Here is a 25,002-nt window from a genome sequence, read left to right on the forward strand (position 1 = left end):
TCCCGGCGAAGGGAGGACACTGAATATGAGGCGCGAACATCGCCCCACTTCCCCTCACCCCGCCTTGCCCAGATGCTCCAACGCATCCTCGGCCCGTAGCGGCACGCGCGAGGCTTCGTTGTTGAGATCGACCAGCTGCGACATCAGCCCCATCAACGCCTTGCGCTCGGCAGGCTTCAGCGGCTCCAGCATGCGCGCCTGGGCGCGCTCGACCGCGGGGATGATCTCGCGCAGGATCGCGACGCCTTGCTTGGTCAAATGGAGCAGCTTGATCCGCTTGTCCTCCGGCGCGGGCTTGCGCTCGATATAACCTTTGGCCAAAAGCCGCTCGATCACGCTGCCGAGCGTGGAGCGATCGAAGGCGATCACCGCCGACAGCCGGGTCGCGTCGATGCCGGGATGAGTATGGATTGCGATCAGTGCCGCATATTGCACCGGCGTGAGATCGAACGCCTTGCATTCCTCCATGAAAATCGAGACGGCGATCTGCTGCATGCGCCGGAACAGATAGCCCGGCGCGGCATAGACCGCATCCATCGTGATCGGAGAAAGCGGCTTACTCGGCATCGGGCTGCTTCTCCGGCGCGGCATTGGCGAAGGCGGGTAGCGCCTTCGCGGCGGCCTCGGCCTTGAGGAGGCGCGGATAGGCCGAGACATCAACGCCGAAGCGGCGCGCATTGGCCAGCTGCGGCACCAGGCAGAGATCGGCCAGCGTCGGCGCATCGCCAAAGCAAAACGGCCCCTTCTCGTTCTTGATCAGCGTCTCGCAGGCCGACAGCCCTTCGCGATTGACCCAGGCCGCCCATTCCTGGACTTTCTCCTCGGCCAGACCAAGCTCGCGCAGCCGGGCCAGCACCTTCAGATTCTGCACCGGATGGGTGTCGCAGGCGATCGCCAGCGCGAACGCTCTCACCTTGGCGCGCTGCAGCGGATCCTTCGGCAGCAGCGGCGGATTGGCGTGAGTCTCATCCAGCCATTCGATGATGGCGACCGACTGGGTCAGCACCGTACCCGCATCGTTTTCCAGCGCGGGCACGAGGCCTTGCGGGTTGATGGCGAGATAGCTGGGGGCGCATTGCTCGCCCTTGCGAAGATGATGCGGCAGATGCTCGGCGCCCAGGCCCTTGAGGTTCAGCGCAATCCGGACGCGATAGGCGGCGCTGGAGCGAAAATAGCCGTGCAGCTTCATCGAAACTTCCCTGACTTTCTTGTCGTTCCGGGGCTCGCTCAGCGAGAACCCGGGACCTCGCGATTCCGGACGCGATGCTATCGCATCGCTCCGGAATGACGACAACCTATGACTGGCAGCGTTGACGCTAGCTGGATCGTAAGTATACTGTCAATTAACAAGACGAACGGGAGCCGCGCCATGGAAGCCGTGACCAAGACGCCGGAACGCGAGGCGTTCTACAAGAAGATCGACGGCGAGAATCTCACCGCGCTGTGGACGGTGATGAGCGACCTGATCACGCCGGAGCCGAAGAGCGGTTGCCGGCCGCATCTGTGGAAATTCGACGTCATCCGCGACTACATGACCGAAGCCGGCAGGCTCATCACGGCCAAGGAAGCCGAACGGCGCGTCCTGGTGCTGGAGAACCCGGGCCTGCGCGGCCAGTCCAAGATCACCACCTCGCTCTATGCCGGCGTGCAGATGGTGGTGCCCGGCGATGTCGCGCCCGCGCACCGGCACAGCCAGTCGGCCCTGCGCTTCGTGCTCGAGGGCAAGGGCGCGCACACCGCCGTCGACGGCGAGCGCACCGCGATGGAGCCTGGGGACTTCATCATCACGCCGTCGATGACCTGGCACGACCATTCCAACGAGACCGACCAGCCGATGTTCTGGCTCGACGGTCTCGACATTCCGCTGGTGCAGTTCTTCGACTGCTCCTTCGCGGAGGGCTCCAAGGAAGACCAGCAGAAGATCACGAAGCCCGCAGGCGACAGCTTTGCCCGTTATGGCCACAATCTCCTGCCGGTCGATGTGAAGCGGTCATCGAAGACCTCGCCGATCTTCAGCTATCCCTATGCCCACACGCGCGAAGCGCTGGAGAAAGCGAAGACGCGCCAGGAATGGGACGCCTGCCACGGGCTGAAGCTGAAATTCAGCAACCCCGAGACCGGCGATTTCGCCATGCCGACCATCGGCACCTTCATCCAGCTCTTGCCGAAGGGCTTTGAAACTGCGCGCTATCGCTCGACCGATGCGACGGTGTTCTGTCCGATCGAGGGCAAGGGTCGCAGCCGCATCGGCGATGCCGTGTTCGAATGGGGGCCGCGCGATCTGTTCGTGGTGCCAAGCTGGCAATGGGTGACGCACGAGGCGGACGAGGATGCCGTGCTGTTCAGCTTCTCGGACCGTCCCGTGCAGCAGAAGCTCGATCTGTTCAGGGAAGATCGGGGAAATGCCTGAGGATCGTAGGGTGGGTTAGCCCTGCAGATGTGCGAAGCGCATCTGCTCGGCGTAACCCACCTCTTCTTGCTCCGCGGAGACAAACAGTGGTGGGTTACGCTGCGCTGACCCACCCTACGGCAGCGTAGATTGCGGCTACCGCCAGTGCAGCAACCGCACCTCGAGCCACCCGATCACCTTCCCCACCGCAAGCCCGAACACCGACAGGATCACCACGCCCGCGAGAAGTTGATCGGTCTGCATCAGGTTGCCGGCCTGCAGCACGAAGGCACCGATGCCGTATTGCGCGCCGATCATCTCGGCGCTGACCACGAGCAGCAGCGCTACCGATGCGGTGATACGGAAGCCGGCGAGGATGGCCGGCAGCGCGCCCGGCCAGACCACCTTGCGCACGATGGTGGCGAAGGGAACGTTGAAGCTCTGCGCCATGCGAATGAGATTGCGCGGCACGGCGTCGACGCCGCTATAGACCGAGATCGCCGTCGAGAAGAACACCCCGAGCGCGATGGTCGCGATCTTCGGCTCTTCGCCGATGCCGAGCCAGAGGATCAGAAGCGGCAGCAGCGCGATCTTCGGGATCGGGAACAGCGCCGAGATGAAGGTGATGCCGACGCTGCGCGCGAGGCGCGACAGGCCGATGGCAAAGCCGACCACGACGCCGGCCACTGTTCCCAGCAACCAACCGACGCCGATGCGCAGCAGCGAGGCCGACAGATGCTGCCACAGCGCGCCCGACATCGCGAGCTCGTAGATCGCCCGCACGATGGCCGAGGGCGCCGGCAGGAACAGCGGATTGACGAGCCTGGCGCTGCCGGCCGCCTGCCAGAGCGCGATGACGAGCGCGAGCGCGATCCAGCCGCCGAAGCGGCTCGACGCCGGCACGAAGCCTGCGCCGCGGAAGCGGACGCGCCGCGTCGTTTCGTCCTTCACAGGCGTTCCGGCGCGATCAAGCATGCTGAACCTCGCGCTCGGCATCGATCGCCTCGTCGCGAATCAATGACCAGATCTGGTTCTGCAGCGCCAGCAGCTTCTCGCGCGCCGCGACTTCGCCACGTTCAGCGCGGGTCATCGGCACCGCCACGAGCTCGCGGATGCGGCCGGGCCGCCGCGACAGCACCACGATGCGATCGGCAAGCCGGGCGGCTTCTTCGAGGTTATGGGTGACATAGACCGCACCCATGCCGCCATCGGCGAGCAGGCGGACGAAATCTTCCATCAACAGCTCGCGCGTCTGCGAATCCAACGCCGACAGCGGCTCGTCCATCAGCAGGATCGCAGGCCTCACCGCGAGCGCACGCGAGATGCCGACGCGCTGGCGCATGCCGCCGGAGAGCTGCTTTGGATAGGTCTGGCGGAAATCGGTCAGTCCGGTCCGGCGCAGGGCATCCTCGACCAGCGCACGGCGCTCGGCGGCCGAGAGCTGCGTGTGCAGCAGCGGAAATTCGACGTTCTCCTCGACCGTCGCCCAGGGCAGCAGCGCAAAATCCTGGAACACGAAGGTGAGCGGATTGAGACTGTCCGCCGGTGGCGCCCCGCGCAGCTCGGGCGCGCCTGATGTCGGCTGCAACAGCCCGCCGAGGATCGACAGCAGCGTGCTCTTGCCGCAGCCCGACGGACCGACGATCGCCACCACCTCGCCGGCGCCCACCGTGAAGGAGACATCGTCGAGCACGGCGAGATCGCCGAAGCGATGGGAGATGTGATTGGCGATCAGGTCCATGGGCCGCGCTCTGTCCCTCTCACCCCGTCATCCTGACGCGCTCGACTTGCGGCTCGCCGCAAGTCGAGCCTCGAAGGATGCGCGGCCCGGATGCAGCTCGGCCGTACATCCTTCGAGGCTCGCAGCGCAGTGCCGATGCACTGCGCTACTCGCACCTCAGGATGACGGATCTGGAACGGCACGCGCAGCATCAATCCGCCTTCACATAATCCTTGGCGATGATCGCCTCCGCATCATAGCCCTTGTCGGCAAAGCCCTGCTCCTGCAGCCATTTGATCTGGTTGTCGACGTTCTTCACGTCGAGCTTGCCGTCGGGATCGATATAGGCGCAATTGCCGACCACCTGCTCGAGCGGCAAATTGGTGTACTTGGCGATGATCTCCAGCAGCGGCTTGGTCTGCTCGTTGATCGGAGCTTTGCCGTCTTTCATCGAAGCCAGAATCACGTCGTGATATTCGCGATCGGCTTTCGCGAGCACGGCGAGGAATTTCGTCACCAGCGCCTTGTTGGTCAGCGTCTTCGGTGAAGCAAACACCGCGCCCAGCTGCCAGGGCGTTTCATCTCCGACCCAGCCCAGAAACTTCGCAGCTCCGTCGTCCATCAGCTTGCGCGCGGTCGAGGCCGGCAGCAGTGCCGCATCGACGGTCTCGCCCTTCAGCGCCGCGGCTGCGTTGGACAATGACTGCAGCGGCACGATCTTCACGTCGGACAGCTTGAAGCCGTATTTGTCGGCGAGCAGGCCGAGCGAATAGTGGAAGGACGACCCGACCTGGGTCATCGCGATGCGCTTGCCGGCGAGGTCCTTCGGCGTCTTCAGGCCGGCCGCGTAGGCGTTGTTGCTGGCGAAATAGCCGATCAGGGGATAGCCTGATTTCTCGCGGCTCATGCCGCCGATCACCTTCAGCACACCCTTGCCGGCGAGATTGTAAAGGCCGGCGGTGAAGGCGGTGACGCCGAAATCGACGTCGCCCGAGGTGGTGGCCACCGCGATCGGCTGCGCCGCGTCGAAGAATTTCAGCTCGACGTCGAGCCCGGCTTCGCGGAAATAGCCCTTGTCCTGGGCGATGAAGACCGGCGCGGAGGACGACAGGCGGAGCACGCCGACCCTGGCCTTCAGCGCGTCCTCGGCCCGCGCCGTGCCCATCGCCGTGATCGCCACCAGGCCCGCGAGCGCGAGCCGCACCATCCCGATCATCCCGTTTCCTCCGCCGTCGTTCTGTTGCAGCCCGTTACAGCCCTTCCGGCACCGGCTGACCCCGGCCAATGAAGGCGCCCTGTTGTTTCAACGTTTCCTGCAATTTTTCAACGGGGATGTCACGCGGGATCCGGTTTCCGGAGAGCGCCAGGGCCGCGGCGGAACCAGCCGCCTCCCCCATCACGAAACAGGCACCGGAGACCCGCGCCGCCGACTGGCCCTCATGGGTCATCGAGGCGCAACGGCCGGCGACCAGCAGATTGTCGAGGCCTTCAGGCACCAGCATCCGGTAAGGCAGCTCGTTGTAGCCGCGCGATTCAGGGATCGGTGGGAAGGTAAAGACGACATCGCCAGGCACATGGGCCTCGATCGGCCATCCGTTGACGCCAATGGAATCCTCGAACGAGGCGCAGCCGAGCACGTCTTCGCCGCTGAGCTGATAACCGCCCCTGATGCGGCGGGTCTCGCGGATACCAAGCTGCGGCGGCAGGTCGACGATGTAGGATTTTTCAAAGCCCGGCACGGTGCGGAGAAATTCGAAGGCGGCGAGCGCCTGCTTTCGGCCCTCGATCTCGCCGCGGGTGAGATCATCAGGCTCGACGCCGTTGATGGCATGGCCGTCTTCGCGCGCGACTTGGGTAAAATTCACCCGCCACTCGATGCCGGATTTTTGCGGCCGCACGATGGCGCTCTTGCGCGGGAATGTGTGGGTGCCGGCCGCCAAGGCCTGCTCCATCAATTGCGGAATGGTGCGCCAAGCATCGCCCGCTCTCGCCGGATCGATGCCGTTGAGACGCAGCATCATCGACGGATAGAGCGGATGGCCATGTTCGTCGCCGACGTCGAACGGCGCACCTGCCCACACGGCAAGATCGCCATCGCCGGAGCAATCGATGAAGATTTCAGCGCGCACCGCCTGCCGGCCGGCCTTGGTCTCGACCAGCAGCGCGTCGATGCGGCTGTTATCGCCCATCACCACGCCGGCGCCGAGCGCGTGGAAGAGGATGTGCACCTTGTGGCTCGCGAGCAATTGATCGGCCGCGATCTTGTAGGCCGCGGTGTCGTAGGCCTGGGCAAACACCTTGCCGAGGATCAGATGCGGCGTGTTCAGGCCGTTCAGGCGATCGATCCGCGCCAGCAGTTCGGATGCCAGGCCCTGCACGAGCCGATGGTGCTGGCCATGGACATTGCCATGCAAGCCGCAAAGATTGGTGACGCCGGCCGCAGTGCCCATGCCACCGAGAAAGCCGTAGCGCTCGATCAACAACGTCTTGCGACCCGCACGCGCGGCCGAGGCCGCCGCGACGATGCCAGCCGGGCCGCCGCCGAGCACGACGACTTCATATTCGCCGTAGAGTGGCACTTGTCGTGCTGGTTCATTGATCGTCGTGGCCCGCATGGCGCGTCCCTTCCCGGAATTGCTTTGTTGGTGGCGACTATGAGATAGCGCGAGGCAGGCTACAATCCACCAACATATGCGATCAGCTTTCTCGAATCGCGAAAGGTCGACATGGACATCCTGGTGAACCTTCAGGCGTTTCTCGCCACCGCGGACGCATCAGGCTTTTCCGCCGCCGCGCGAAAACTCGGCGTCTCGACCTCGGTCGTGGCCAAGCGCGTCACGCAACTGGAAACACGGATCGGGACAGCGCTGTTTCATCGTTCGACCCGGCAATTGCGGCTCACCGACGCCGGGCAGCGCTATGTGCATCGCGCCCGCGGGGTCGTCACCGACGCCACCGATCTGCTCTCGCGCATGGGCGAGAAGGGCCACGACCTCGTCGATCACTTGCGCATCAAGGCGCCGACCTCACTGACGGTTGCGCGGCTCGCCGATGCCTTCAGCGCCTTCCAGACCCAGAACCCGCGAGTGAAGCTCGAGATCGTGCTGATCGACCGCCCGGTCGATCCCGTCACCGAAGGCTTCGACATCGCCATCGGCGCCTTCCCGCACTCCTTTGGCGGCGTGGTCGACGAGCCGCTCTGCCTGTTGAAGCGGCTGCTCTGCGCCTCGCCCTCCTATCTGAAGAAGCACGGCACGCCAAAGCACCCGCGCGACCTCGTCGAGCATCGTTGCCTCAGCTTCATGCCGACCGGCCCCGAATGGATCTTTGACGGGCCGCGCGGCCGCATCAGCATCCAGGTCAGCCCGCTGCTCTCCTCCAACGAAGGGCACGTGCTGGCGCGCAGCGCGATCGCCGGCAATGGCATCGCGCTGATCTCGCATTATCTCGTGGCAAACGCCTTGCGCGACGGCACGCTGAAACCCGTGCTCCCAGACTTTCCGATTCCGGAATTGTGGGTGAAGGCCGCGGTCCCGGAGCGGCGGCGCAACGCCGCCGCGGTGCAGGCGCTGCTGAGTTTGCTGAAAACGTCGCTCGCGCCGTCGCTTTAAATGCTGCCGACGCTCAGCCCTTCGCGCCGCCCCACTTCGCCGCCCGCTTCTCCGCGAATGACGCCAGCCCCTCCGCCGCTTCCGCGCTCTGGCGCTTGAGCGAATGCAGCTCAACCAGCCGCGTGTAGGCCGCGTCGTCCACCGCCATTCCGCCGAACGAGCTTTCCAGCGCCAGCCGCTTGGTCTCGGCCATCGCCTCCGGGCCGTTGGCGAGCAGTTGCTCGACCACCTTGGCGCCCGCGGCCTCCAACTCGGCGAGCGGCACCACCTCGTGAACGAGGCCGATGCGGCGGGCGTCCTCGGCGCCAAAACGTTCGCCTGTGAGCGCGTAACGGCGGACTTGCCGGACACCAATGGCGTCGCAAAGCTGCGGGATGATGATCGCGGCCGTCAGGCCCCAGCGCACCTCGGTGATGGAGAACAGGGCGTTGTCGGCGGCGATCACGACATCGCAGGCCGAAATCACGCCGGTGCCGCCACCAAAACAGCCGCCCTGCACTAGAGCGACCGTCGGGATCGGCAAGGTGTTGAGCCGCTGCACGGCCTCGAACGTGGCGCGGGACGCCGCTTCGTTGGCCTCGAGCGATTGCGGCCGCACGCCGTTGATCCATTTGAGGTCGGCGCCGGCCTGGAAATGCCTGCCATTGCCCTTGAGCACGACGACGCGAAGGTTGGGCTTCTCGCCCAACGCGTCCATGGCTGCGAGCACGCCCGATATCAAGGCGCCGTCATAGGCGTTGTTCACCTCCGGCCGGTTCAACGCGACGGTCGCAACCCCACGCTCATCAAGGCTCCACAGGACAGGGCTGGCAGTCATCGGCGATCCTCCGCTCGTTCGTTTACCGCGGACTATGGCCGAGGCAACGCATCCCGATCCATATCTTTCCAGCGTAGGGCGGCCGCGCCCATCGCATGGCGGCTTGTGTCATGCTCCAATTGGGCGGCATCTCAGGGATCAGGGACGAGACATCATATGCGCATCTGCATTTTCGGCGCGGGCGCCGTCGGCAGCCATATCGCGGTACGACTGGCACGCGCCGGTCATGACGTCTCGTGCGTGATGCGGGGCGCGCATCTCGAGGCCGTGCGCGCCAATGGCCTCAAGCTGCGCGTCGGCGATTCCGAGGTCTCGGCCAAGGTGAACGCCTCGGGCGATCCGGCCCAGCTCGGCCCGCAGGACGTGGTGATCTCGACGCTGAAAGCCACGGCGCTCACTGGCCTCGTCTCCAGCATCAAGCCGCTGCTGCAAGACGATACCGCCATCGTCTTTGCCCAGAACGGCATTCCCTGGTGGTACGGTATCGGCCTGCCGCCGCGGCATCCGGCGCCGCCGGACATTTCCTTCCTGGATCCCGGCGGCCGCCTGCGCGCCTGCATCCCGAAGGAGCGGATCATCGGCGGGGTGATCTTCTCCTCCAACGAGGTGACCGCACCCGGCGTGGTGCAGAACCTGACGCCGGACCGCAACCGCCTCTTGATCGGCGAGTGCGACGATCGCAATTGCGAGCGGATCACGAGGCTTCGCAACGTCCTCAACGATGCGCGGCTGGACTCACCGCCGGTGGCCGAGATTCGCGAGGCGATCTGGTCAAAGCTGCTGACCAACATGTCGCTGTCGGTGCTGTGCCTGCTCACGGGCCAGACCGCGCGCGGCGTGCGCGACGATCCCGCCTTTGCCGAGGTCATCCCGCGCATGCTGAACGAGGCCAACGACATCGCCCAGCACTTCATCCCCGAGGTCAAGCGGGTGACGCGGAGTGGACCTGCGCCCAATCACAAGCCCTCGCTGCTGCAGGATTACGAGCTTGGTCGTTCCATGGAGATCGACGTGCTGGTGAGGGCCCCCGCCGCCTTCGCCCGTGCCGCCGACCTGTCGACGCCGACGCTCGACTTGATCGCCGCGCTCGCGATCCAGAAGGCGCGCGACAAGGGGCTGTACTCGGCTTAAGTCTCAGGCGAGCCGGTCGATCCAGGCCGCCAGCGTATCGAGCACCTCGGCAAGCGCCCCCTCGTTGGTGCGGCCGGACTTCTTCAGCACCGCGAAGGAGTGATCGCCGCCTTCGATCTCATGCAGCATCGCCCTGGGGCCGAGCGCAGCAATCACGGGCCTGAGAAGACCGAGATCGGCTAGCCCGTCGCGTGTGCCTTGCAGGAACAGCATGGGGATCTCGACGCCGGCGAGATGCTCTGCGCGTTCCGTCGACGGCTTCTTGTCGGCGTGGAGGGGAAAGCCGAGGAAGGCGAGCCCTTTGACGCCAGGCAATGGTGTCTTCGACTGCGCCTGCGAGGTCATGCGACCGCCGAACGATTTTCCGCCGGCGACGAGCTTCAATCCCGGACATAGCCGCGCAGCCTCCTCCACCGCGGCGCGGATGGTGGCATGCGCGACGGCCGGCTGGTCGGGACGACCTTGCTTGTTCTCCGTGTAGGGAAAATTGAAGCGGAGCGTCGCGATGCCGCGCTCGGCGAGGCCCACCGCAATCTTCTCCATCGACGCATGCCGCATGTCGGTGCCGGCGCCGTGTGCCAGCACGTAGCAGGCGCGCGCATTGTCCGGCTGCATCAGGATCGCCGAGACCGTGCCGATACGTCCGATGTCGAGCTTGAGCTCTGTCGCCTTGGCCGTCATGACGCGTTCTACCCTCGATCTGGACTCAGCGGGGCCAGAGATAATTCAGGACATGGTTGAGTGTCGTCATGATCTCACGGTATCCGGCCTCGCTCTTCACTGAACCGAATTTGTCTTCGAGGGCCAGCTTGGCAAAACCGTGAACGGTGGACCAGGCGGCCGCGGCGGCGGTCTTCGCCTGTCTCGGCGTCCCGCCGACAAGATCGGCGATGATGATCTCGAACTCGTGCCCGGCCGCCCTGCTCGCCTGCTTGAGACGCGGATCGTCGGCGACGAGGCGCTTGTTGGCAAACATCATCTGGAAGCGGCCGGGATGCTTCAGCGCGAATTCGACATAGGCGAGGCCCTGAGCGTGGAGTTTTTCACGCGCATCTCGCTTGCGGGACGCAGCATCGCGTAATGCGCCGGCGAGCGCCTCATAGCCGCGGATCGCCACCTCGGTCAAAAGGCCCTGCGCATTGCCGAAATGATGCGACGGCGCGGCCGGGGACACGCCGGCGCGGCGGGCAGCTTCGCGCAGCGTGAACCCCTCGGCGCCGTGCTCGGCAAGAATGGCCTCGCTGGCGACGATCAGAGCCTCCTGAAGTTCGCCATGATGATAGCCGGCTTCCGGCTTCGGAACCTTTCGGCTTGGCTTGGCGCGCGCGGGCGCGATCGGTTTCGTCATGCGTAACTTGACACTGTTCAGATTGAGGACTATCTATCTTAACACTGTTTAGATCGACCGGCCGGGGAGTTCGAAATGACCGAAACGGAGCATAGCACCGCGACCTCCCCGGTGAAACGGCGCCATCTGGTCGGCAGCGCCGTGCTGGGCATGCTGGCAAGCGCGGTCGGCGGCCTTGCCGGCGGCATCGCGCTCGGCCAGGGCGCGGCGTTGCCGCAGCAGAGGCCGAGCGGCCGCCAGCGTTTCACCGACAAGGTGATCATCGTGACCGGCGGCACCTCGGGCATCGGCCGGGCCGCCGCGCTGATGTTCGCTGCCGAGGGCGGCAAGGTGGTGTTCTGCGGCCGCAATGTCGAGCGCGGCGCGAAAGTGCAAGACGAGATCAGGGCCGGCGGCGGCGACGCGTCGTTCGTCCGGGCCGACGTCCGCAACGAGGCCGAGGTCAAGGCCCTGGTCGACAAGACGATCGATCTTCATGGCCGCCTCGATGTCGCCTTCAACAATGCCGGAATTTCCGTCGAAAAGCCGCTGCATCAGTACAGCGCGGCCGAATTCGACGACGTGATCAACACCGACCTGCGCGGCGTGTTCCTGTCGATGAAGTACCAGATTCCACACATGCTGGAGAAGGGCGGATCGATCGTCGTCACCTCGTCATCCAACGCCATTGCGACCACGCCGAAGCGATCGGCCTATTCCGCGGCCAAACGCGGGCTCGTCGGCATGGTCCAGGCCGCCGCACTCGAATACGCCCCATACGGCATCCGCATCAATACCCTGATCCCCGGCACCACGGACACGCCGTTCATTCGCAGGCTCGCCGGCATGGAGAACCTTCCCGATGCGGCCTGGCACGTGGCGATCGCGCAATGGGCCAAGAGTCACGTGCCGGGGATGCAGCGGGTGGCGACCGCGGAGGAGATCGCGGCCTTCGCGCTCGTGCTCGCCTCGGACGATCATCCCTACACGACGGGCGCCCAGTTCGTCGTCGACGGCGGCAAAACCGCGCAGGCGGGATAGGGCATCGGCCGGGCGCAGCCTCAAGACACAATCATTGGCGGCTTCGACGGGCGTAGCAAGGCGGCGGGCTTGCGCCCGCATCTGGCCTTGTGGCACGGCTGAGCGGGCACATCGCCAGCAACGATCGAGGCCGCCATGTCCTACCGCTCCTCCTGGATGACCGAAGAGCTCGACGTCTTCCGCGACCAGTTCCGGAAATATCTCGCCAAGGACCTGGCGCCGCACGCCGAGAAATGGCGGGAGCAGAAGATGGTCGAGCGCTTCGCCTGGCGCGGGCTCGGCGAGATGGGCGCGCTGCTGGCGAGCGTGCCGGAGGAATATGGCGGGCTGGGCGCGACCTTCGCCTATGATGCCGCGGTGCTGGACGATCTCGAAAGCACCGTGCCGGAGCTGACGACCGGCGTCTCCGTCCACAGCGCCATCGTGGCGCACTACATCCTCAACTATGGCTCGGAGGAGCAGAAGAAGCGCTGGCTGCCGAAGATGGCGTCAGGCGAGATGGTCGGCGCCATCGCCATGACCGAGCCCGGCACCGGCTCGGATCTGCAGGCCGTCAAGACCACGGCGAAGAAGCAGGGCAATTCCTACATCATCAACGGCCAGAAGACTTTTATCACCAACGGCCAAGCCGCCGACCTCGTCATCGTGGTCGCGCGCACCGGCGAAGCCGGCGCCAAAGGCATCTCGCTGATCGTCGTCGAAACCGAAGGCGCAGAAGGCTACAAGCGCGGGCGCAACCTCGACAAGATCGGGCTGCATGCCTCCGACACCTCGGAATTGTTCTTCGACAATGTCACCGTGCCGCCCGAAAATCTGCTCGGCAAGGAGGAAGGCCAGGGCTTTGTCCAGCTGATGCAGCAATTGCCGCAGGAACGCCTTGCGCTCGCGGTCGGCGCCGTCGCCTCGATGGAGCGCGCGGTCAAGCTCACAGTCGACTATACCAAGGAACGGAAGGCGTTCGGAAAGCCGCTGATGGACTTCCAGAACACCGCCTTCACGCTCGCCGAGCGCAAGACCGAGGCGATGATCGCGCGCGTCTTCGTCGACTGGTGCATCGAGCGCCTCGTCGCAGGCGATCTCGACACCGTCACCGCGTCGATGGCGAAATATTGGTGCTCAGACAAGCAGGTGCAGACCGCCGACGAGTGCCTCCAGCTGTTCGGCGGCTACGGCTACATGCAGGAATACCCGATCTCGCGCATCTTCATCGATTCCCGCATCCAGAAGATCTATGGCGGCACCAACGAGATCATGAAGCTGTTGATCGCGAGATCGCTGTAATCCGCCTATTTCATCCGCTTGTCGGCGGCGACGAAGTCGATGAAGGTCCGCACCTTCGCGGAGAGATATTTGCGGCTGGGATAGACCGCGAACAGGCGCCCCGCGAAAACGACGTCATCAGGCAGGATATGCACGAGGCGGCCCGCGGCGATGTCGTTGGCGACCAGCCATTTCGGCAGAAAGGCGAGGCCCATGCCTTCCAGCGCGGCCATGTGCAGCAGCGTTTCGTTGCCGCTGCGCAGGACCGGATGGAGCTTGACGGTCTCGGTGCCGTGCTGGCCCGGATACGAGAAGCTCTCGCCGGGATAGAGCGCGTAATGCAGCAAGTTCTGGCCGGCGAGATCGGCCGGTTTGGTCGGGCGGCCGGCGCGATCGAGAAACGCAGGGGCCGCAACCAGGTAGAACGCGACCCTGGTGATGGGGCGCGCGATCAGCGCCTCGTCCGGCTCGCCGGTTGCGCGCAAAGCGAGATCGAAGCCCTCCTCGACCAGATTGACCAGCCGCCCGCTGAGATCGATGTCCAGGCACACCTCCGGATAGTGCGCCTGATAGTCGGCCAGAACGCCCGCGAACATCGTGTTCGCCATCCACACCGGCGCGGTCAGCCGCAGCGTGCCGCGCGGCACGACGGTCGCCTTGCTGACGGCAGCCTCGACCTCGTCGAGCGAATCCAGCATCTGCCGCGCCTGCTCGAAATAGAGCGTGCCACTCTCGCTCAGGCTGACGCGCCGGCTGGTCCGGTTGAGCAGCCGTGTGCCGAGCCGCTTCTCCAGCTGCATCACATGCTTGCTCGCCATGGCAGGCGAAATGCGCAGGCGCTGCGCCGCGGTTGCAAAGCTCTTTAGCTCGGCGACCAGGCAAAACACCCTCATACTGACCAGGGAATCCATGGGATCATCAACATACAAGAAATGAACTTCTTCTAGAACGCATAATGATCAAATACAGCGAAACTATCAAATGGTGGCAACCCTCATACTCTGGAGAACCGCCATGTCGACCGCCACCTTCGAAACCGCCACGCCCGGCCGCGCCCTTCGCATCGGCCTCTGGGCCGCGCAAATCCTCCTCGCCTTTGCGTTCATCGGGGCGGGGCTGGTCAAGCTGACCACGCCCATCCCCCAGCTGGCCGCGATGATGCCCTGGGCCGGCCAATACTCCGAAACCTTCGTTCGCTCCATCGCGCTGGTCGATCTCGCCGGCGGGTTGGGCATCCTGCTGCCGGCGCTGACGCGGATCCTGCCGCGGCTGACGGTGCTCGCCGCGCTCGGCTGTTCGGTGTTGCAGGTAATCGCACTCCTCTTCCACCTCTCGCGCGGCGAGGCCGAGGTGACGCCGCTCAACGTGGTCCTGCTCGTGCTCAGCCTATTCGTGCTGTGGGGACGCAACAGCAAGGCCCCGATCGCGCCGCGGCAGTTCTGAGCAGGCATGAGCGCCGTCGCCATGACCCTTGCCAACGGATGGTCCCGCAGGGGCCTGCTCGCCGGCACCGCGATCTTCACGGCCGGCGGCACCGCCGCGGCCAAGGAGGATCGTCTCGTCGACGGCGTCGTGATCCTGATCGACAGCAATGAGCCTTATGTCATGGGTCACGCGATCAGCTACTCAGCCAACCTGTCCAAGCATTTTGACGATAAGGGCATGCGGTTGCTGATCGAGGTGGTCGCCAACGGCAAGGGCATCGATGTCTTCCGCGCCGACAAGACCCCGCTGGTCGAGCCGCTTGCGACGCTGCGGCAGTCGGTCCCCAACCTCACCTACAGCATGTGCGCGTCGTCCAAGGCGATCGCGGAAGCCAGGGAGCAGATTTTTATCCCGCTGATCGCAGGCGCGAGCCTCGTGCCGTTCGGAATCGGCCGCGTCGTCGATCTGCAACTGAAGGGCTGGGCCTATATCCATGCGTGACGAAGCGTGTGAAGGCCCGGTGCTGTCGCGGCGATCGATCCTGATGGCCGCGGCCGCCTCTCTCGCTGTCCCGCGCGCGGGCCGCGCGCAGGACAGATGGCCGCCGGTTTTCGAGGCCGGCCGCAGCCAGTTCACGGTGGTACGGCCGCGCGCATCGATGCCACAGCTCCGGCTTCAGGATGTGCGCGGTCGGGATGCGATCGTGACGGCAAAGCCGAGCCGCATCACATTGGTGAATTTCTGGGCGACCTGGTGCGCGGCCTGCAAGCTCGATCTGCCGATGCTCGCAAGCCTTGCGGGATCGCGGCCCGACCGGCTCGACATCGTTGCGATCTGCACGGATACCAAAGACCTGCGCAAGATTCGCGCGTTTCTCAGCGGCCTCGCCGTGCAGAACCTCGCCTGCTATGTCGATACCTACGGCGCAGCGGCCGAAGCATCGACCACCATGTTTTCACTCGTCGGCATGCCCATCACCTATCTGGTCGGAACCAGCAGTCGCATCGAAGGCTATATCGCTGGGGCGCCCGACTGGCTTTCACCAGCGGGCGCGCGATTGCTGCAGTTCTATCGCGAGCAGGATTAGCGTCGCTCAATTCGGATGCCACCAGCGGCCGCCGATGACGACGCCTTCGGAGACGATCTTGCGGTCACCAATCAGGTGCTCGCCGACGACATCCTCATAATCGAACTGACCCTCTCTCACCGAGATCAGAGTGGCGTCGCCGACACTGCCCGGCTTGAGGCTGCCGAGCTCGGGCCGTCGCAACGCCATTGCGGCATTCTCCGTCGAGGCTTTGATCACGTCCGACAGCGACATGCCCATGCACAGGAATTTCGACATGGTCGTCACCTGGTCGAAGGCCGGGCCGTCGATGCAGAGCTGATGGATGTCGGAGGAGATGGTGTCCGGATAGAAGCCGTTGGCGAGCATCGCGCGCGCCGTCTTGAACGCGAACGAGCCCTTGCCGTGGCCGATGTCGAACAGCACCCCGCGCTCGCGCGCGTCCAGCACCGCCTTCTTCACCGTGCCCTGCGCGGTCGCCGGCGAGTTCGGGAAGGGACGGAAGGCGTGGGTCAGCACATCGCCAGGGCGCAGGCGGGCCAGCACCTCCTCATAGGTCGGCGGCGGATGATCGATATGAGCCATCAGGGGCATGCCGACCTCGTCGGCAACTTGGAGCGCGATGTCGAGCGGCACCGCCCCTGATGTGCCCGAGGAGTGCAGCCCGACGCGCACCTTGATGCCGACGATGACATCGCGATTGGCATCGGCGACCTTGGCGGCCTCGATCGGGTTCATCAGCCGCAATTCCTCGCTCTCGCCGACCATGATCCGGTGCGAGAAGCCGAAAATGCCGGCATGGGAGACGTGCAGATAAGCGAGGATGCGGACCTGGCTCGGCTCGATCACGTGCTTGCGGAAACCAGCGAAATTGCCAGGACCGGCGCTGCCGGTATCAACCGAAGTCGTGACGCCGGAGGCGCGGCAGAATTCCTCGGCATCGATGCCGAGCGAGGTGCCGCCCCAGTAGACGTGCGTATGGAGATCGATCAGCCCGGGGGTGACGATGAACTGCGAGACGTCGCGCACCTCGGTACTCGGATCTGCCTTCAGTCCGGCGCCCACAGCAGCCACTTTGCCGCCGGAAAACGCGACATCCGTCACGGCATCGAGCTTCTGCGAGGGGTCAACGACCCGTCCGCCGCGCAGGATCAAATCGAAAGGCATCATTGTCTCCGGATAGGGGGATGGGAGTCGGCAAGGACTCCGCATCGCGTGTAGCAATTTTTGCGCCGAGCAGGCAAATTGCGCCAGCAGCCTCGAGAGCGGCGATGCTGCTGCAGATTTTGAGGAATTTCATGTTGAGCCGAATTCGGAAACGACCCGCGCAGCTGGCATGGCTCGCGGGCTTTGCCTGCATGCTTGCAGCAATGGCAACGCCGGTCCTGGCGCAGGACAAGCCCGGCGACATCAGGGGCACGACACTTGAGCCTACCGCGGAGAACCTTGCCGCGACCTGGCGCAAGGCCAATCTCGTGCTGCCCGCCGCGCTCACCGGCGGCGATCGCTGGCAGGGCGCTGCGGCTGCGGCGCCCGAGGTGACCGGCAAGGCGCCGCTTGTCGTGCTGCTGCACGGATCGAGCGGCGTCGCGCCGGCCGTGAAGGAATTTCAGGTCTGGCTCGCCGACACTATGGGGCTCGCTTCGGTTGCGCCCGACAGCCTCGCGATCGAGGGACGAATGACCTATGTCTCGCCCGTGTCGATCGAGATCTACGAACGCGTCCACACGCTGCGCCTCGCCGAACTCACGCATGCGCTGGAAGCGTCGAAGGCATGGGCCTGGGTCGACCGCAGCCGTATCGTGATTGCCGGCACCAGCGAAGGATCGGTTGCGGCAAGCCGTTATGCGGGTCCCGAGAGCGCAGCGCGCCTGATCTATTCGTGGTCTTGCGAGGCCAATTATTTCGTCGAACATCCGCGCCTGGGCTTTGGTCCCGAGGAGCCGGTTTTCAACGCGATCTCGGCACGCGACCCGTATTTCTCGCCGAGCAATCCCTGGAACAAGGACTACGCCGTCACCGGCAATTGCGCTGGCGCGCTGAAGGGAAACCCGCACGCGGTGGTCCTGGTCGTGGATGCGGAGGTGCACACCATCCTCAACCGGCCGGACGTGCGCGAGGCGACCTCGCGCTTCCTCTCAAGCGTTCTGAGGCCGTAATGGCGATCCCGGCATGACTCGAACATGCGACCTACGGTTTAGGAAACCGCCGCTCTATCCGGCTGAGCTACGGGACCGCGGAACCCGCCGATAGGGCAGGTTGCCTGGAGCTGTACATATCAAAGCGAAGACCGAATCGGAAGCCCTTCGCTGAACGACACGAGGTCGATCAGGACTTCCCGTAAGCCCCCTGGTAACGCCCTTCCCGGATCGCCTTCAGCGTCTCGTCCTCGCGCTTGATCTGGACACGCACGGCCTCCAACAGGGCTGCGGCGCCGGCGGCGGGAAACGACACCACGCCATCCTCATCGCCGACCACGATGTCGCCGGGCGAGATCACGCTGCCGCCGACGGTCACGGGCACGTTGATCTCGCCGGGACCGTTCTTGTAGGGGCCGCGATGGATCACGGCGCGGGCGAAGCAGGGAAAGTCGTCGCCGGCGAAGGCCGCGACGTCGCGGATCGCGCCGTCGATCACATAACCTTCTGCTTTGCGCCACTGCGCGATGTTCTTCATGATCTCCCCGACCAGCGCCCGGGTCTCGTCGCCGCCGCCATCGACCACGATGACATCGCTAGGACCGACCAGTTCGAGCGCGCGATGGATGGCGAGATTGTCGCCGGGCCGCGTGCGCACCGTGAAGGCTGCGCCCACCAGCTTGCCGCTGCGGTGATAGGGTTTGAGGCCAACCGCGCCCGGCAGCCGGCTGAGATTGTCGGAAATGATCGAGGTCGGCGCGTTCCTGAAGCCCTCGATGAGTTCGGCCGGCGGCTTCGGCACACTGTTCGCTGCGATGATGATCGTCATGGAGTTCAGTCCTTCTGTGACGTCTTATTCGGCGTGCGCCCGCGCCGTCGCCGGCACGATGCGGAAGGCACGTCCCTCCTTCATCCACGCCGCGCGCTCGTCGCGCAACAGCGTACGGCGAACCTTTCCGGAATCATCGCGCGGCGGCGCGTCGACGAACTCGAAACTCTCGGGGTGCTTGTAGCGGCTTAGCCTGTCTTTCAGGAAGTCCGCCATGCCATCCGCAATCGCCTGCCGGTCTACGCTCGCCTCCGGCTCGATGATGGCATGCACGCGCTGGCCGAGTTCCGGATCGGGCAGCCCCACCACCACGCAGGAGCGCACGCCGGGACACTCGGAGACGCTAGCCTCGACCTCGGCAGGATAGATGTTGGCGCCGCCGCGCAGCACCATGTCGGCGAGGCGGTCGCCGAGATAGAGATAGCCTTCGGCGTCTAGCCTGCCGATATCGCCGAGCGATTCCCAGCCCTCCGCGCGACGCTTCGGCTCGGCGCCGAGATAGTGATAGGTGGCGTCCTTGCCGTCATTGTTGAGGAAATAGATCTCCCCGGTCTCGCCCGGCGCGACGTCGTTGCCGTCCTCCCCGATGATGCGCAAGCGCGCCATCTCGCCGATCTTACCGACCGAGCCCTTGTGCGTCAGCCATTCGGTGCCGGATATGATGCAGGCGCCCTGCCGCTCGGTGCCGCCATAGAGCTCCCAGACCCTGTCGGGCCCGAGCCAGGCGATCCAGTTCTCCTTCAGCCAGGGCGGCATGGGAGCTGCCATGTGAAACACGGTCTGCAGGCTCGACACGTCGTAGGCCTTGCGCAAATCGTCAGGCAGCGCCCAGATCCGATGCATCATGGTCGGCACGAAATTGACCCATTGCACGCGCTCGCGCTCGATCTGGCGCAGCGTCTCCTCGGCATCGAACTTGACGAGGCCGGTGAGCCTGCCGCCGCCGAACAGCGCATAATGCGAGACGATGAAAGGCGCGTTATGATAGAGCGGGCCCGGATTGAGCAGCGATGCGTTGAACGGGATATTGAGCGGCAGCGGCGTGACGGTGTCGATGACCGCAGGATGGTGGTCGAGAATCACCTTTGGGCGACCGGTCGAGCCGCCAGAGGTCATGGCCTTCCAATAGCGCGCGACCGGCGGATCGAGCGGCTCATCGGAGAGACCTTCCGGAACAAAATCCGCAGGCAGACGGTTCGGCGCATTCCAGTCGGCCTCGCCGCCGACCACCAGCGCGGGCCTCAGAATATCGAGCACGGCAGCGGCTTCGCCGCGGGGCAGCCGCCACGACAGCGAGGTCGGCGTCGCGCCACATTTCCACACCGCAAATGTCGTCTCGAAAAATGCATTGCCGTTGGGCAATCCGATCGCGACGAAATCTCCGGACTTGACGCCCTTGGCCGCAAAGGCCCGCGCGCGGCTGTTGGCGCCGCGCTCGAGCTGGTCCCAGGTCAATTTGTCCTGCCCGTGCTGGACGGCGATCGTGCCTTCGGGTTTGCGTTGCGCGTACCAGCGCGGCACATCGGACAGGGGCAGCAGCATCACGTTTCCACTTCGTCTTCTTGGTGTCGCCTCAGGGTAAGGCGCTCACGGTGCGAAGTGTAACAGCGAAAGCCGGGCCTTCAAGTCGCCCGGTTCAGCGCTCTGTGCCGCAGCCCGGACTGTCGAACAGCGCCGCGAGGCCGCATGTCGAGGTCAGCATCTTGTCGCCGTCATGGCCGACGCCCGCGACGTCCCATACTTTGTGATTGAGCGCGCCGCGATTGCGCCTCGCCATCACGTCGGCATAGGCGTGACCGCGCGCGTAGCGATTTGGGCCTTGCGCTTCGGCCATGCAGCTCTTGTCCGCCGCGGGCTTGGTGTCGAGCGTGCCGAGCAGATAGATCACCTCGCGCTCGACATAGCGCTGCTCGAGCGCGACCGTTGTCGCGTCCGCAAGATAAGGCGGCCGTCCATCCATGCCGTACTTCCAGACGTTGTAGCCCTGGCAGGAGGCGGCGATTGCGGGTACGGGGCGCTCGGCACCGAAATAAGCATAGGACGAGGGATTGGCGACGACGTAACGGATCTCGATGTGCTGACGCGACAAGGCCGCCTCGCCCTTGCCGGCGATGGCGTAACGCTGCACGACCTGGGCGCCGCCGGAATGGCCGGCGACCACGACCTGCTTCAGGTTCGGAAAGATGCGCCGGTCGGAGAGCCTTGCGAGGATCGCATCGAGCGCCTCGAAGGATGAGACCGGATTCGGCGCCAGCGCGGCATCGCCCCCCTCCCAACCCACCAGCGACCAGCGCAGCATGTCGGCGGGGAGCTTGTGCGCTTCGATATCCACCTCGGCCAGGAATTGCGGCACGATCATGAGCGCGCTCTTGCCATCGTTGCCGGCCGCGACCTGCGCGGTGTGGGCCGAGATGTAATATTCGTCGGCATTGCGCAGCCGGCCATGCAGCAGGATCACGGCACGCGAGACCGCAGGCAACGGCATCGACCAGTCGCTGGAGAGATAGAGCGGCAATACGCCCCGCCCGCCGACCGACAGGCGCGCATCGGCAACGACCTTCACCGGCTTGTTGTTGGGCGTCTCGTCCTCTGTGCAGAGCGCGCGGCTGCAAATCAGCGCCAACCCGATTGCGGCCAGGCAGCTCAGCACTCGCATGACGAATATTTCCCCTCGTACTAGATCGATAAAATTCTAAGCGCATCGCATGTGGCGCGGCTGTGACTCCCGCGCCACGTCAAGCAAAAAATGTCAGCAGCCCAGCCATGAAATTCCCGGGTTCCATGGGTGACAAGGCGGCGAGAAAGGGGCAAAAATCCTACCCGACTCAGTTAGGGTTGAGTTTTCTAGGGAATGCTCTCGTAGAATGTCGATCGTGGTTGCATTGCGTCGTGCGGCGCCGCTTGTTATTGCCGCAGCAGGATCTTTTCTGCTGACCTCGTCGCACGCCCACGCGCAATGGTGGAAGCGCGCGCCTGTTGATTTCGAGGAATGCGCCGACGCCGCTGAAAAATCCGCGACCAAGGCCGAAAAGACCGCAGCCCTTGCGGACTGCAACGCCAAATTTGCCGGCCGTCGCAAGCCGGGCGGCGGCTACACCTATTACGACTTCCTCCAGGATCGCACCTTCGACATCGCAGGCCCCAACCCGACGCCGGAGGAGCAGAAGAAGATCGACGAGTCCTACACCGCCTACCTCGCCGATCAGCGTCGCCGCGACGAAGCGGCCCACGCCATGGCGCGCCAGCAGCGCGAGCAGCAGGAACAACAGGCGCAGCAGCTGCAGCAGGTCGCGCTGCGAACCGAGGTCGAGCGCGTCCCCGTTCCCCTCGAGCGGCCGAAGGTCCTGCAGACCACAGGCGCGCGACCGAAGGGCGCCCCTTGCACCAAGGGCTCGTTCTCCTGCGAATGGCCGCGGCTGTCGGAAGGCTTGAACGAGATCAAGAGACTGTTCAACCCGACGCCGAGCAAGCCGGCGAAGAAGAGCTGAGCTCTCTCTCCACTCGTCATTGCGAGGAGCGCTTGCGACGAAGCAATCCTGAGCCCCTCCGTAGAAAGATTCTGGATTGCTTCGCGGAGCCTGTCATCGGGCCGCGCTTTGCGCGGACCCGGTGGCTCGAAATGACGAGTGGATGGAGATTTGCGTCAGTCACTCAGTCGTCGCCCTGGCGAAGGCGACTGGAGATGCCGTGCTTCAATACTTCTGCTTCTTCTTGCTGTGCTTCGGTGCGCGGGCTGGAACATCCGTTGGCGTCGTTGCCGCCGGCGGATTGCCCATCGCCTTGCGGCTCTCCTGCAGCCGCGCGTCATAGCCCGGGGAGTTCATGACGGTCGGCGGCCGAGCCTCCGCGACGCCGGAGGCTGCGCAGAGTGCCGCGAGCGTCAGTCCGATCATGCGACCATTCCTCATCGCGCCGCTCCATCAATCATCGATAATCAAACCACACCGCGGATCTGTTGTGGCGAAAGCCCTGGCGGGCCCTTGCCTGATATCTCCGCCTCCTTGACCAGCGCAACAATGCGGCGCATCAGCGGCACATTGACATGGTTCTGTTCGGCGAGCGCAATGACCGCGCCCTGGAGATAGTCGATCTCGGTCTTGCGGCCCTGCTTCAGGTCCTGCCACATCGAGGAGCGCGCCTCCGGATCGATCTTCATCGTGCGCCCCAGGATCGCGTTGAAGATCATGTCCGGTAGTCTCAGCAAGGTCGGCGTCCAGTTCGGCGGGATCGGCGTTGCCGAGACCGGTGCAATGCCGGCAGCATTCAACGTCGCCAGGCCCTCCGCCATCTGGTCCGCAAACAGTCTTCGCCAGTCGCGGTTCGCCAGCTGGGCAGCGAGCGGCATGTCGGACAGCGCGCTGAGCGCATTGTTCAGATTGATGATCAGCTTGCCCCATTGCACGCCGGCGATGTCGCGGCTGGCACGCAGCGTGAGGCCGGGCACCGAGAGCGCCGCCGCCGTGTTGTCGGCATCTTCGCCGACAATGATGTCGCCCGACGTCGAACGGTGGAAGCGCCCCTCGCCCATTGCCACCACGTTGAACGGCACCATGCCGGCAAGCACGCGCCGGCCGCCAAGCCGCTCCTGCAGCATTGCGACATTGCCGACGCCGTTCTGCAGCGACACGATCACGGCATCCTGCGGCGCGTGCTGTGCGATCTGGTCCGCGACATCGGCCGTGTCGGCGCTCTTCACCGTCACCAGGATGAAGCCGGCGCTATGAAAGATCGCGGGATCCTCCGACAGTGCGAGCCGGCCGGCATCCAGCCTGTTCTCGGAGCCGCCGAAATCCGTAAGCCGCAGGCCGAACCGCTCGATCTCGGTCTTCACCCGCGGCCGCACCAGAAGGGCGACACGACGATCGGCGGCTGCCAGCCGGCCTCCGACAAAACAGCCGATGGCGCCGGCGCCCGCCACCACGATCGATCGATCCCTCACCAACTGACTTGCTCCCTCAACGACCCGCCTTCGATAGCAGAGGCAAAGAACTGAGGCGAGACCGGCGGCCCAGTGCAGCCGAGGCGCATCCGCCTTGTAACCGTCATGAGACCCCCATATGTTTTTGCGCGGGGGCTTGTCACCGGCGAGAGCTCGCCGACGAGACGCCAAAGGAGAGCATCATGGGTCTACTCGACGTCCTCAACGGCATGCAGAACGGTCCCCGCGGCTCGAGCACCCCGAGCTCGCAACAATCCTCCGGCGGCATGTCGCCGATGACCATGGCAATCCTCGGCCTGCTCGCCTGGAAAGCATTCAAGCACTTCACCGCGCCGCAGTCCGGCTCCGCGCCGCAGCCATCACCGACGCCCGCGCCGCCACCGGTGAATGCAGGCCCAGGCGGTGGTCTCAGTGACGTGCTCAAGGGCGGCCTCGGCGGCCTGCTCGCGGGCGGGGCCGCCGGCAGCGTACTGAGCGGCGGGCTCGGCGATCTGCTCAACCAGCTGCAGCAGAGCGGCCACGGCGACACCGCGAACTCCTGGGTCGGCAAGGGCGAGAACAAGCCGATCGCCCCCGGCGATCTCGCCAATGCGCTCGGCGCCGACCAGATCGACAGCCTCTCCGCCCAGAGCGGCCTGTCGCGCGACGAGCTGCTCTCTGGCCTCAGCCAGTATTTGCCGAAGGTGATCGATCATCTGACGCCGGACGGACGGCTGCCGAGCGAGAACGAGCTCTCGGGCAGAATCTAATCCAGAGCGGATCTACGCATTCCAGCCAAGGGGAGCACTGACATGAGCATGGGCGGCCTGTTGTGGATCATCATCGTCGGCTTCGTCGCCGGCCTGATCGCGCGCGTTCTGGCACCGGGGCCGAACAATCCAAGCGGCTTCATCCTCACCACCATCCTCGGCATTGCCGGCGCGTTCCTGGCGACCTTCGTCGGCCAGGCGATCGGCCATTATGGCCCGGATCAGGGCGCCGGATTCATCATGGCCACGATCGGCGCGGTCGTGGTGCTGTTCATCTGGCACCGGCTGGTGGCGAGCGGCGTGATCAAGGGGTGAAACACATTCGGTCGTCGTCCCGGACAAGCGCGCCCTAAGCGCGCGCCGATCCGGGACCCATACGCCGCAGCAGCAGTTTGGCGAAGACAGGCAATGATCATCTTGCGCAATAACGATAGCTGCGGCGTATGGGTCCCGGCTTTCGCCGGGACGACAGCTTTGTTGACGTGCTAGCTGAACGCAATCACGTAATCAAATGCATCCCCGCATCCATGCGCACGACCTCGCCGGTCATGTTGCTGGAG

At 64.9% G+C, this 25,002-nt stretch carries 28 protein-coding genes and 1 tRNA gene; 12 read left to right on the forward strand and 17 right to left on the reverse strand.

Features of this window, described 5'->3' with window-relative positions; genetic code table 11:
- Positions 1–54 precede the first annotated feature (54 nt).
- Entirely contained in the window at positions 55–567 is a 513-nt protein-coding gene (locus G8O24_RS35295) for a MarR family winged helix-turn-helix transcriptional regulator (protein ID WP_188107137.1), read from the reverse strand.
- Positions 557–1,189 carry a maleylacetoacetate isomerase gene (maiA, locus tag G8O24_RS35300; protein ID WP_188107138.1) on the reverse strand — a complete coding sequence of 211 codons (633 nt, stop codon included), beginning with the start codon at positions 1,187–1,189 and terminating at the stop codon, positions 557–559. Before maiA ends, G8O24_RS35295 begins: the two co-directional genes overlap by 11 nt.
- Before the next feature lie 180 nt (positions 1,190–1,369).
- Between maiA and gtdA the strand changes: the two genes are divergently transcribed.
- Positions 1,370–2,410, forward strand: a complete 1,041-nt coding sequence (gene gtdA / locus G8O24_RS35305) for a gentisate 1,2-dioxygenase (RefSeq protein WP_188107139.1) — start codon at positions 1,370–1,372, stop codon at positions 2,408–2,410.
- Between the two features lie 135 nt (positions 2,411–2,545).
- Here the strand turns inward: gtdA and G8O24_RS35310 are convergent, their stop codons facing one another.
- The 4 genes from G8O24_RS35310 to G8O24_RS35325 form a co-directional block, all read right to left on the reverse strand.
- The gene (locus G8O24_RS35310; RefSeq protein ID WP_188107140.1) at positions 2,546–3,364 is read right to left on the reverse strand and encodes an ABC transporter permease; all 819 of its coding nucleotides are present in this window, start codon (positions 3,362–3,364) and stop codon (positions 2,546–2,548) included.
- Entirely contained in the window at positions 3,357–4,130 is a 774-nt protein-coding gene (locus G8O24_RS35315) for an ABC transporter ATP-binding protein (RefSeq protein WP_188107141.1), read from the reverse strand. The genes G8O24_RS35310 and G8O24_RS35315 overlap by 8 nt, the downstream gene beginning before the upstream one ends.
- A 190-nt stretch (positions 4,131–4,320) precedes the next feature.
- Complete coding sequence (locus G8O24_RS35320) at positions 4,321–5,325, reverse strand: ABC transporter substrate-binding protein (protein ID WP_188107142.1); 1,005 nt, start codon at positions 5,323–5,325, stop codon at positions 4,321–4,323.
- A gap of 34 nt (positions 5,326–5,359) precedes the next feature.
- Positions 5,360–6,724: an FAD-dependent oxidoreductase gene (locus G8O24_RS35325; RefSeq protein WP_188107143.1), complete on the reverse strand. Its 1,365-nt coding sequence runs from the start codon at positions 6,722–6,724 to the stop codon at positions 5,360–5,362.
- 111 nt (positions 6,725–6,835) lie between these two features.
- Here G8O24_RS35325 and G8O24_RS35330 point away from each other — a divergent pair, with 111 nt between their 5' ends.
- Positions 6,836–7,720, forward strand: a complete 885-nt coding sequence (locus tag G8O24_RS35330) for a LysR family transcriptional regulator (RefSeq protein WP_188107144.1) — start codon at positions 6,836–6,838, stop codon at positions 7,718–7,720.
- 13 nt (positions 7,721–7,733) lie between these two features.
- Here the strand turns inward: G8O24_RS35330 and G8O24_RS35335 are convergent, their stop codons facing one another.
- Positions 7,734–8,537, reverse strand: coding sequence for an enoyl-CoA hydratase-related protein (locus G8O24_RS35335; RefSeq protein WP_188107145.1), 804 nt, complete (start codon positions 8,535–8,537; stop codon positions 7,734–7,736).
- Between the two features lie 156 nt (positions 8,538–8,693).
- On the opposite strand from G8O24_RS35335, the gene G8O24_RS35340 reads away from it, so the two are divergent.
- The gene (locus G8O24_RS35340) at positions 8,694–9,668 is read left to right on the forward strand and encodes a ketopantoate reductase family protein (RefSeq protein ID WP_188107146.1); all 975 of its coding nucleotides are present in this window, start codon (positions 8,694–8,696) and stop codon (positions 9,666–9,668) included.
- 3 nt (positions 9,669–9,671) lie between these two features.
- Here the strand turns inward: G8O24_RS35340 and G8O24_RS35345 are convergent, their stop codons facing one another.
- Together G8O24_RS35345 and G8O24_RS35350 are read right to left on the reverse strand one after the other, a co-directional pair.
- The gene (locus G8O24_RS35345; RefSeq protein ID WP_188107147.1) at positions 9,672–10,349 is read right to left on the reverse strand and encodes an alpha/beta hydrolase family protein; all 678 of its coding nucleotides are present in this window, start codon (positions 10,347–10,349) and stop codon (positions 9,672–9,674) included.
- Positions 10,350–10,374: 25 nt separating this feature from the next.
- A complete protein-coding gene (locus tag G8O24_RS35350; protein WP_188107148.1) occupies positions 10,375–11,016 on the reverse strand; it encodes a TetR/AcrR family transcriptional regulator in 642 nt (213 codons plus the stop codon).
- 75 nt (positions 11,017–11,091) lie between these two features.
- Here G8O24_RS35350 and G8O24_RS35355 point away from each other — a divergent pair, with 75 nt between their 5' ends.
- On the forward strand, positions 11,092–12,036 hold the full coding sequence (locus tag G8O24_RS35355) for an SDR family NAD(P)-dependent oxidoreductase (protein WP_188107149.1): 945 nt from the start codon (positions 11,092–11,094) through the stop codon (positions 12,034–12,036).
- Positions 12,037–12,171: 135 nt separating this feature from the next.
- Positions 12,172–13,317 (forward strand): acyl-CoA dehydrogenase family protein, encoded by a 1,146-nt coding sequence (locus G8O24_RS35360; RefSeq protein WP_188107150.1) that lies wholly within the window; start codon positions 12,172–12,174, stop codon positions 13,315–13,317.
- Positions 13,318–13,322: 5 nt separating this feature from the next.
- Here the strand turns inward: G8O24_RS35360 and G8O24_RS35365 are convergent, their stop codons facing one another.
- The gene (locus G8O24_RS35365; protein ID WP_188107151.1) at positions 13,323–14,207 is read right to left on the reverse strand and encodes a LysR family transcriptional regulator; all 885 of its coding nucleotides are present in this window, start codon (positions 14,205–14,207) and stop codon (positions 13,323–13,325) included.
- Between the two features lie 103 nt (positions 14,208–14,310).
- Here G8O24_RS35365 and G8O24_RS35370 point away from each other — a divergent pair, with 103 nt between their 5' ends.
- From G8O24_RS35370 to G8O24_RS35380, 3 genes are read left to right on the forward strand one after another with little or no spacing between them, the layout of a single operon-like run.
- Positions 14,311–14,739, forward strand: coding sequence for a DoxX family protein (locus tag G8O24_RS35370; protein WP_188107152.1), 429 nt, complete (start codon positions 14,311–14,313; stop codon positions 14,737–14,739).
- Positions 14,740–14,760: 21 nt separating this feature from the next.
- Positions 14,761–15,222 (forward strand): DsrE family protein, encoded by a 462-nt coding sequence (locus G8O24_RS35375; protein WP_188107164.1) that lies wholly within the window; start codon positions 14,761–14,763, stop codon positions 15,220–15,222.
- Positions 15,215–15,808, forward strand: a complete 594-nt coding sequence (locus tag G8O24_RS35380) for a TlpA family protein disulfide reductase (protein WP_188107153.1) — start codon at positions 15,215–15,217, stop codon at positions 15,806–15,808. The genes G8O24_RS35375 and G8O24_RS35380 overlap by 8 nt, the downstream gene beginning before the upstream one ends.
- Before the next feature lie 6 nt (positions 15,809–15,814).
- On the opposite strand, the gene G8O24_RS35385 is transcribed toward G8O24_RS35380, so the two are convergent.
- Complete coding sequence (locus G8O24_RS35385) at positions 15,815–16,954, reverse strand: amidohydrolase/deacetylase family metallohydrolase (protein ID WP_188107154.1); 1,140 nt, start codon at positions 16,952–16,954, stop codon at positions 15,815–15,817.
- Positions 16,955–17,145: 191 nt separating this feature from the next.
- Here G8O24_RS35385 and G8O24_RS35390 point away from each other — a divergent pair, with 191 nt between their 5' ends.
- Entirely contained in the window at positions 17,146–17,946 is an 801-nt protein-coding gene (locus G8O24_RS35390) for a dienelactone hydrolase family protein (RefSeq protein ID WP_188107155.1), read from the forward strand.
- Here G8O24_RS35390 and G8O24_RS35395 read toward each other — a convergent pair.
- The 4 genes from G8O24_RS35395 to G8O24_RS35410 form a co-directional block, all read right to left on the reverse strand.
- Positions 17,947–18,023 (reverse strand) — tRNA-Arg (locus G8O24_RS35395).
- A gap of 92 nt (positions 18,024–18,115) precedes the next feature.
- Positions 18,116–18,754 (reverse strand): RraA family protein, encoded by a 639-nt coding sequence (locus G8O24_RS35400; protein WP_188107156.1) that lies wholly within the window; start codon positions 18,752–18,754, stop codon positions 18,116–18,118.
- Positions 18,755–18,778: 24 nt separating this feature from the next.
- Positions 18,779–20,296 carry an AMP-binding protein gene (locus G8O24_RS35405; protein ID WP_188107157.1) on the reverse strand — a complete coding sequence of 506 codons (1,518 nt, stop codon included), beginning with the start codon at positions 20,294–20,296 and terminating at the stop codon, positions 18,779–18,781.
- A gap of 94 nt (positions 20,297–20,390) precedes the next feature.
- A complete protein-coding gene (locus G8O24_RS35410; protein WP_188107158.1) occupies positions 20,391–21,410 on the reverse strand; it encodes an alpha/beta hydrolase in 1,020 nt (339 codons plus the stop codon).
- Between the two features lie 208 nt (positions 21,411–21,618).
- On the opposite strand from G8O24_RS35410, the gene G8O24_RS35415 reads away from it, so the two are divergent.
- Positions 21,619–22,242 carry a hypothetical protein gene (locus tag G8O24_RS35415; protein ID WP_188107159.1) on the forward strand — a complete coding sequence of 208 codons (624 nt, stop codon included), beginning with the start codon at positions 21,619–21,621 and terminating at the stop codon, positions 22,240–22,242.
- Between the two features lie 204 nt (positions 22,243–22,446).
- Here the strand turns inward: G8O24_RS35415 and G8O24_RS35420 are convergent, their stop codons facing one another.
- Together G8O24_RS35420 and G8O24_RS35425 are read right to left on the reverse strand one after the other, a co-directional pair.
- Positions 22,447–22,662: a hypothetical protein gene (locus G8O24_RS35420; protein WP_188107160.1), complete on the reverse strand. Its 216-nt coding sequence runs from the start codon at positions 22,660–22,662 to the stop codon at positions 22,447–22,449.
- Positions 22,663–22,688: 26 nt separating this feature from the next.
- Positions 22,689–23,696, reverse strand: coding sequence for a 2-dehydropantoate 2-reductase (locus tag G8O24_RS35425; RefSeq protein WP_188107161.1), 1,008 nt, complete (start codon positions 23,694–23,696; stop codon positions 22,689–22,691).
- A 179-nt stretch (positions 23,697–23,875) separates the two neighbouring features.
- On the opposite strand from G8O24_RS35425, the gene G8O24_RS35430 reads away from it, so the two are divergent.
- On the forward strand, positions 23,876–24,442 hold the full coding sequence (locus tag G8O24_RS35430) for a YidB family protein (RefSeq protein WP_188107162.1): 567 nt from the start codon (positions 23,876–23,878) through the stop codon (positions 24,440–24,442).
- Positions 24,443–24,484: 42 nt separating this feature from the next.
- Positions 24,485–24,757, forward strand: coding sequence for a GlsB/YeaQ/YmgE family stress response membrane protein (locus G8O24_RS35435; protein ID WP_188107163.1), 273 nt, complete (start codon positions 24,485–24,487; stop codon positions 24,755–24,757).
- Positions 24,758–25,002: the final 245 nt, after the last annotated feature.

Origin of the sequence: Bradyrhizobium campsiandrae, from assembly GCF_014529705.1 — a bacterium.
Classification (GTDB): domain Bacteria; phylum Pseudomonadota; class Alphaproteobacteria; order Rhizobiales; family Xanthobacteraceae; genus Bradyrhizobium; species Bradyrhizobium campsiandrae.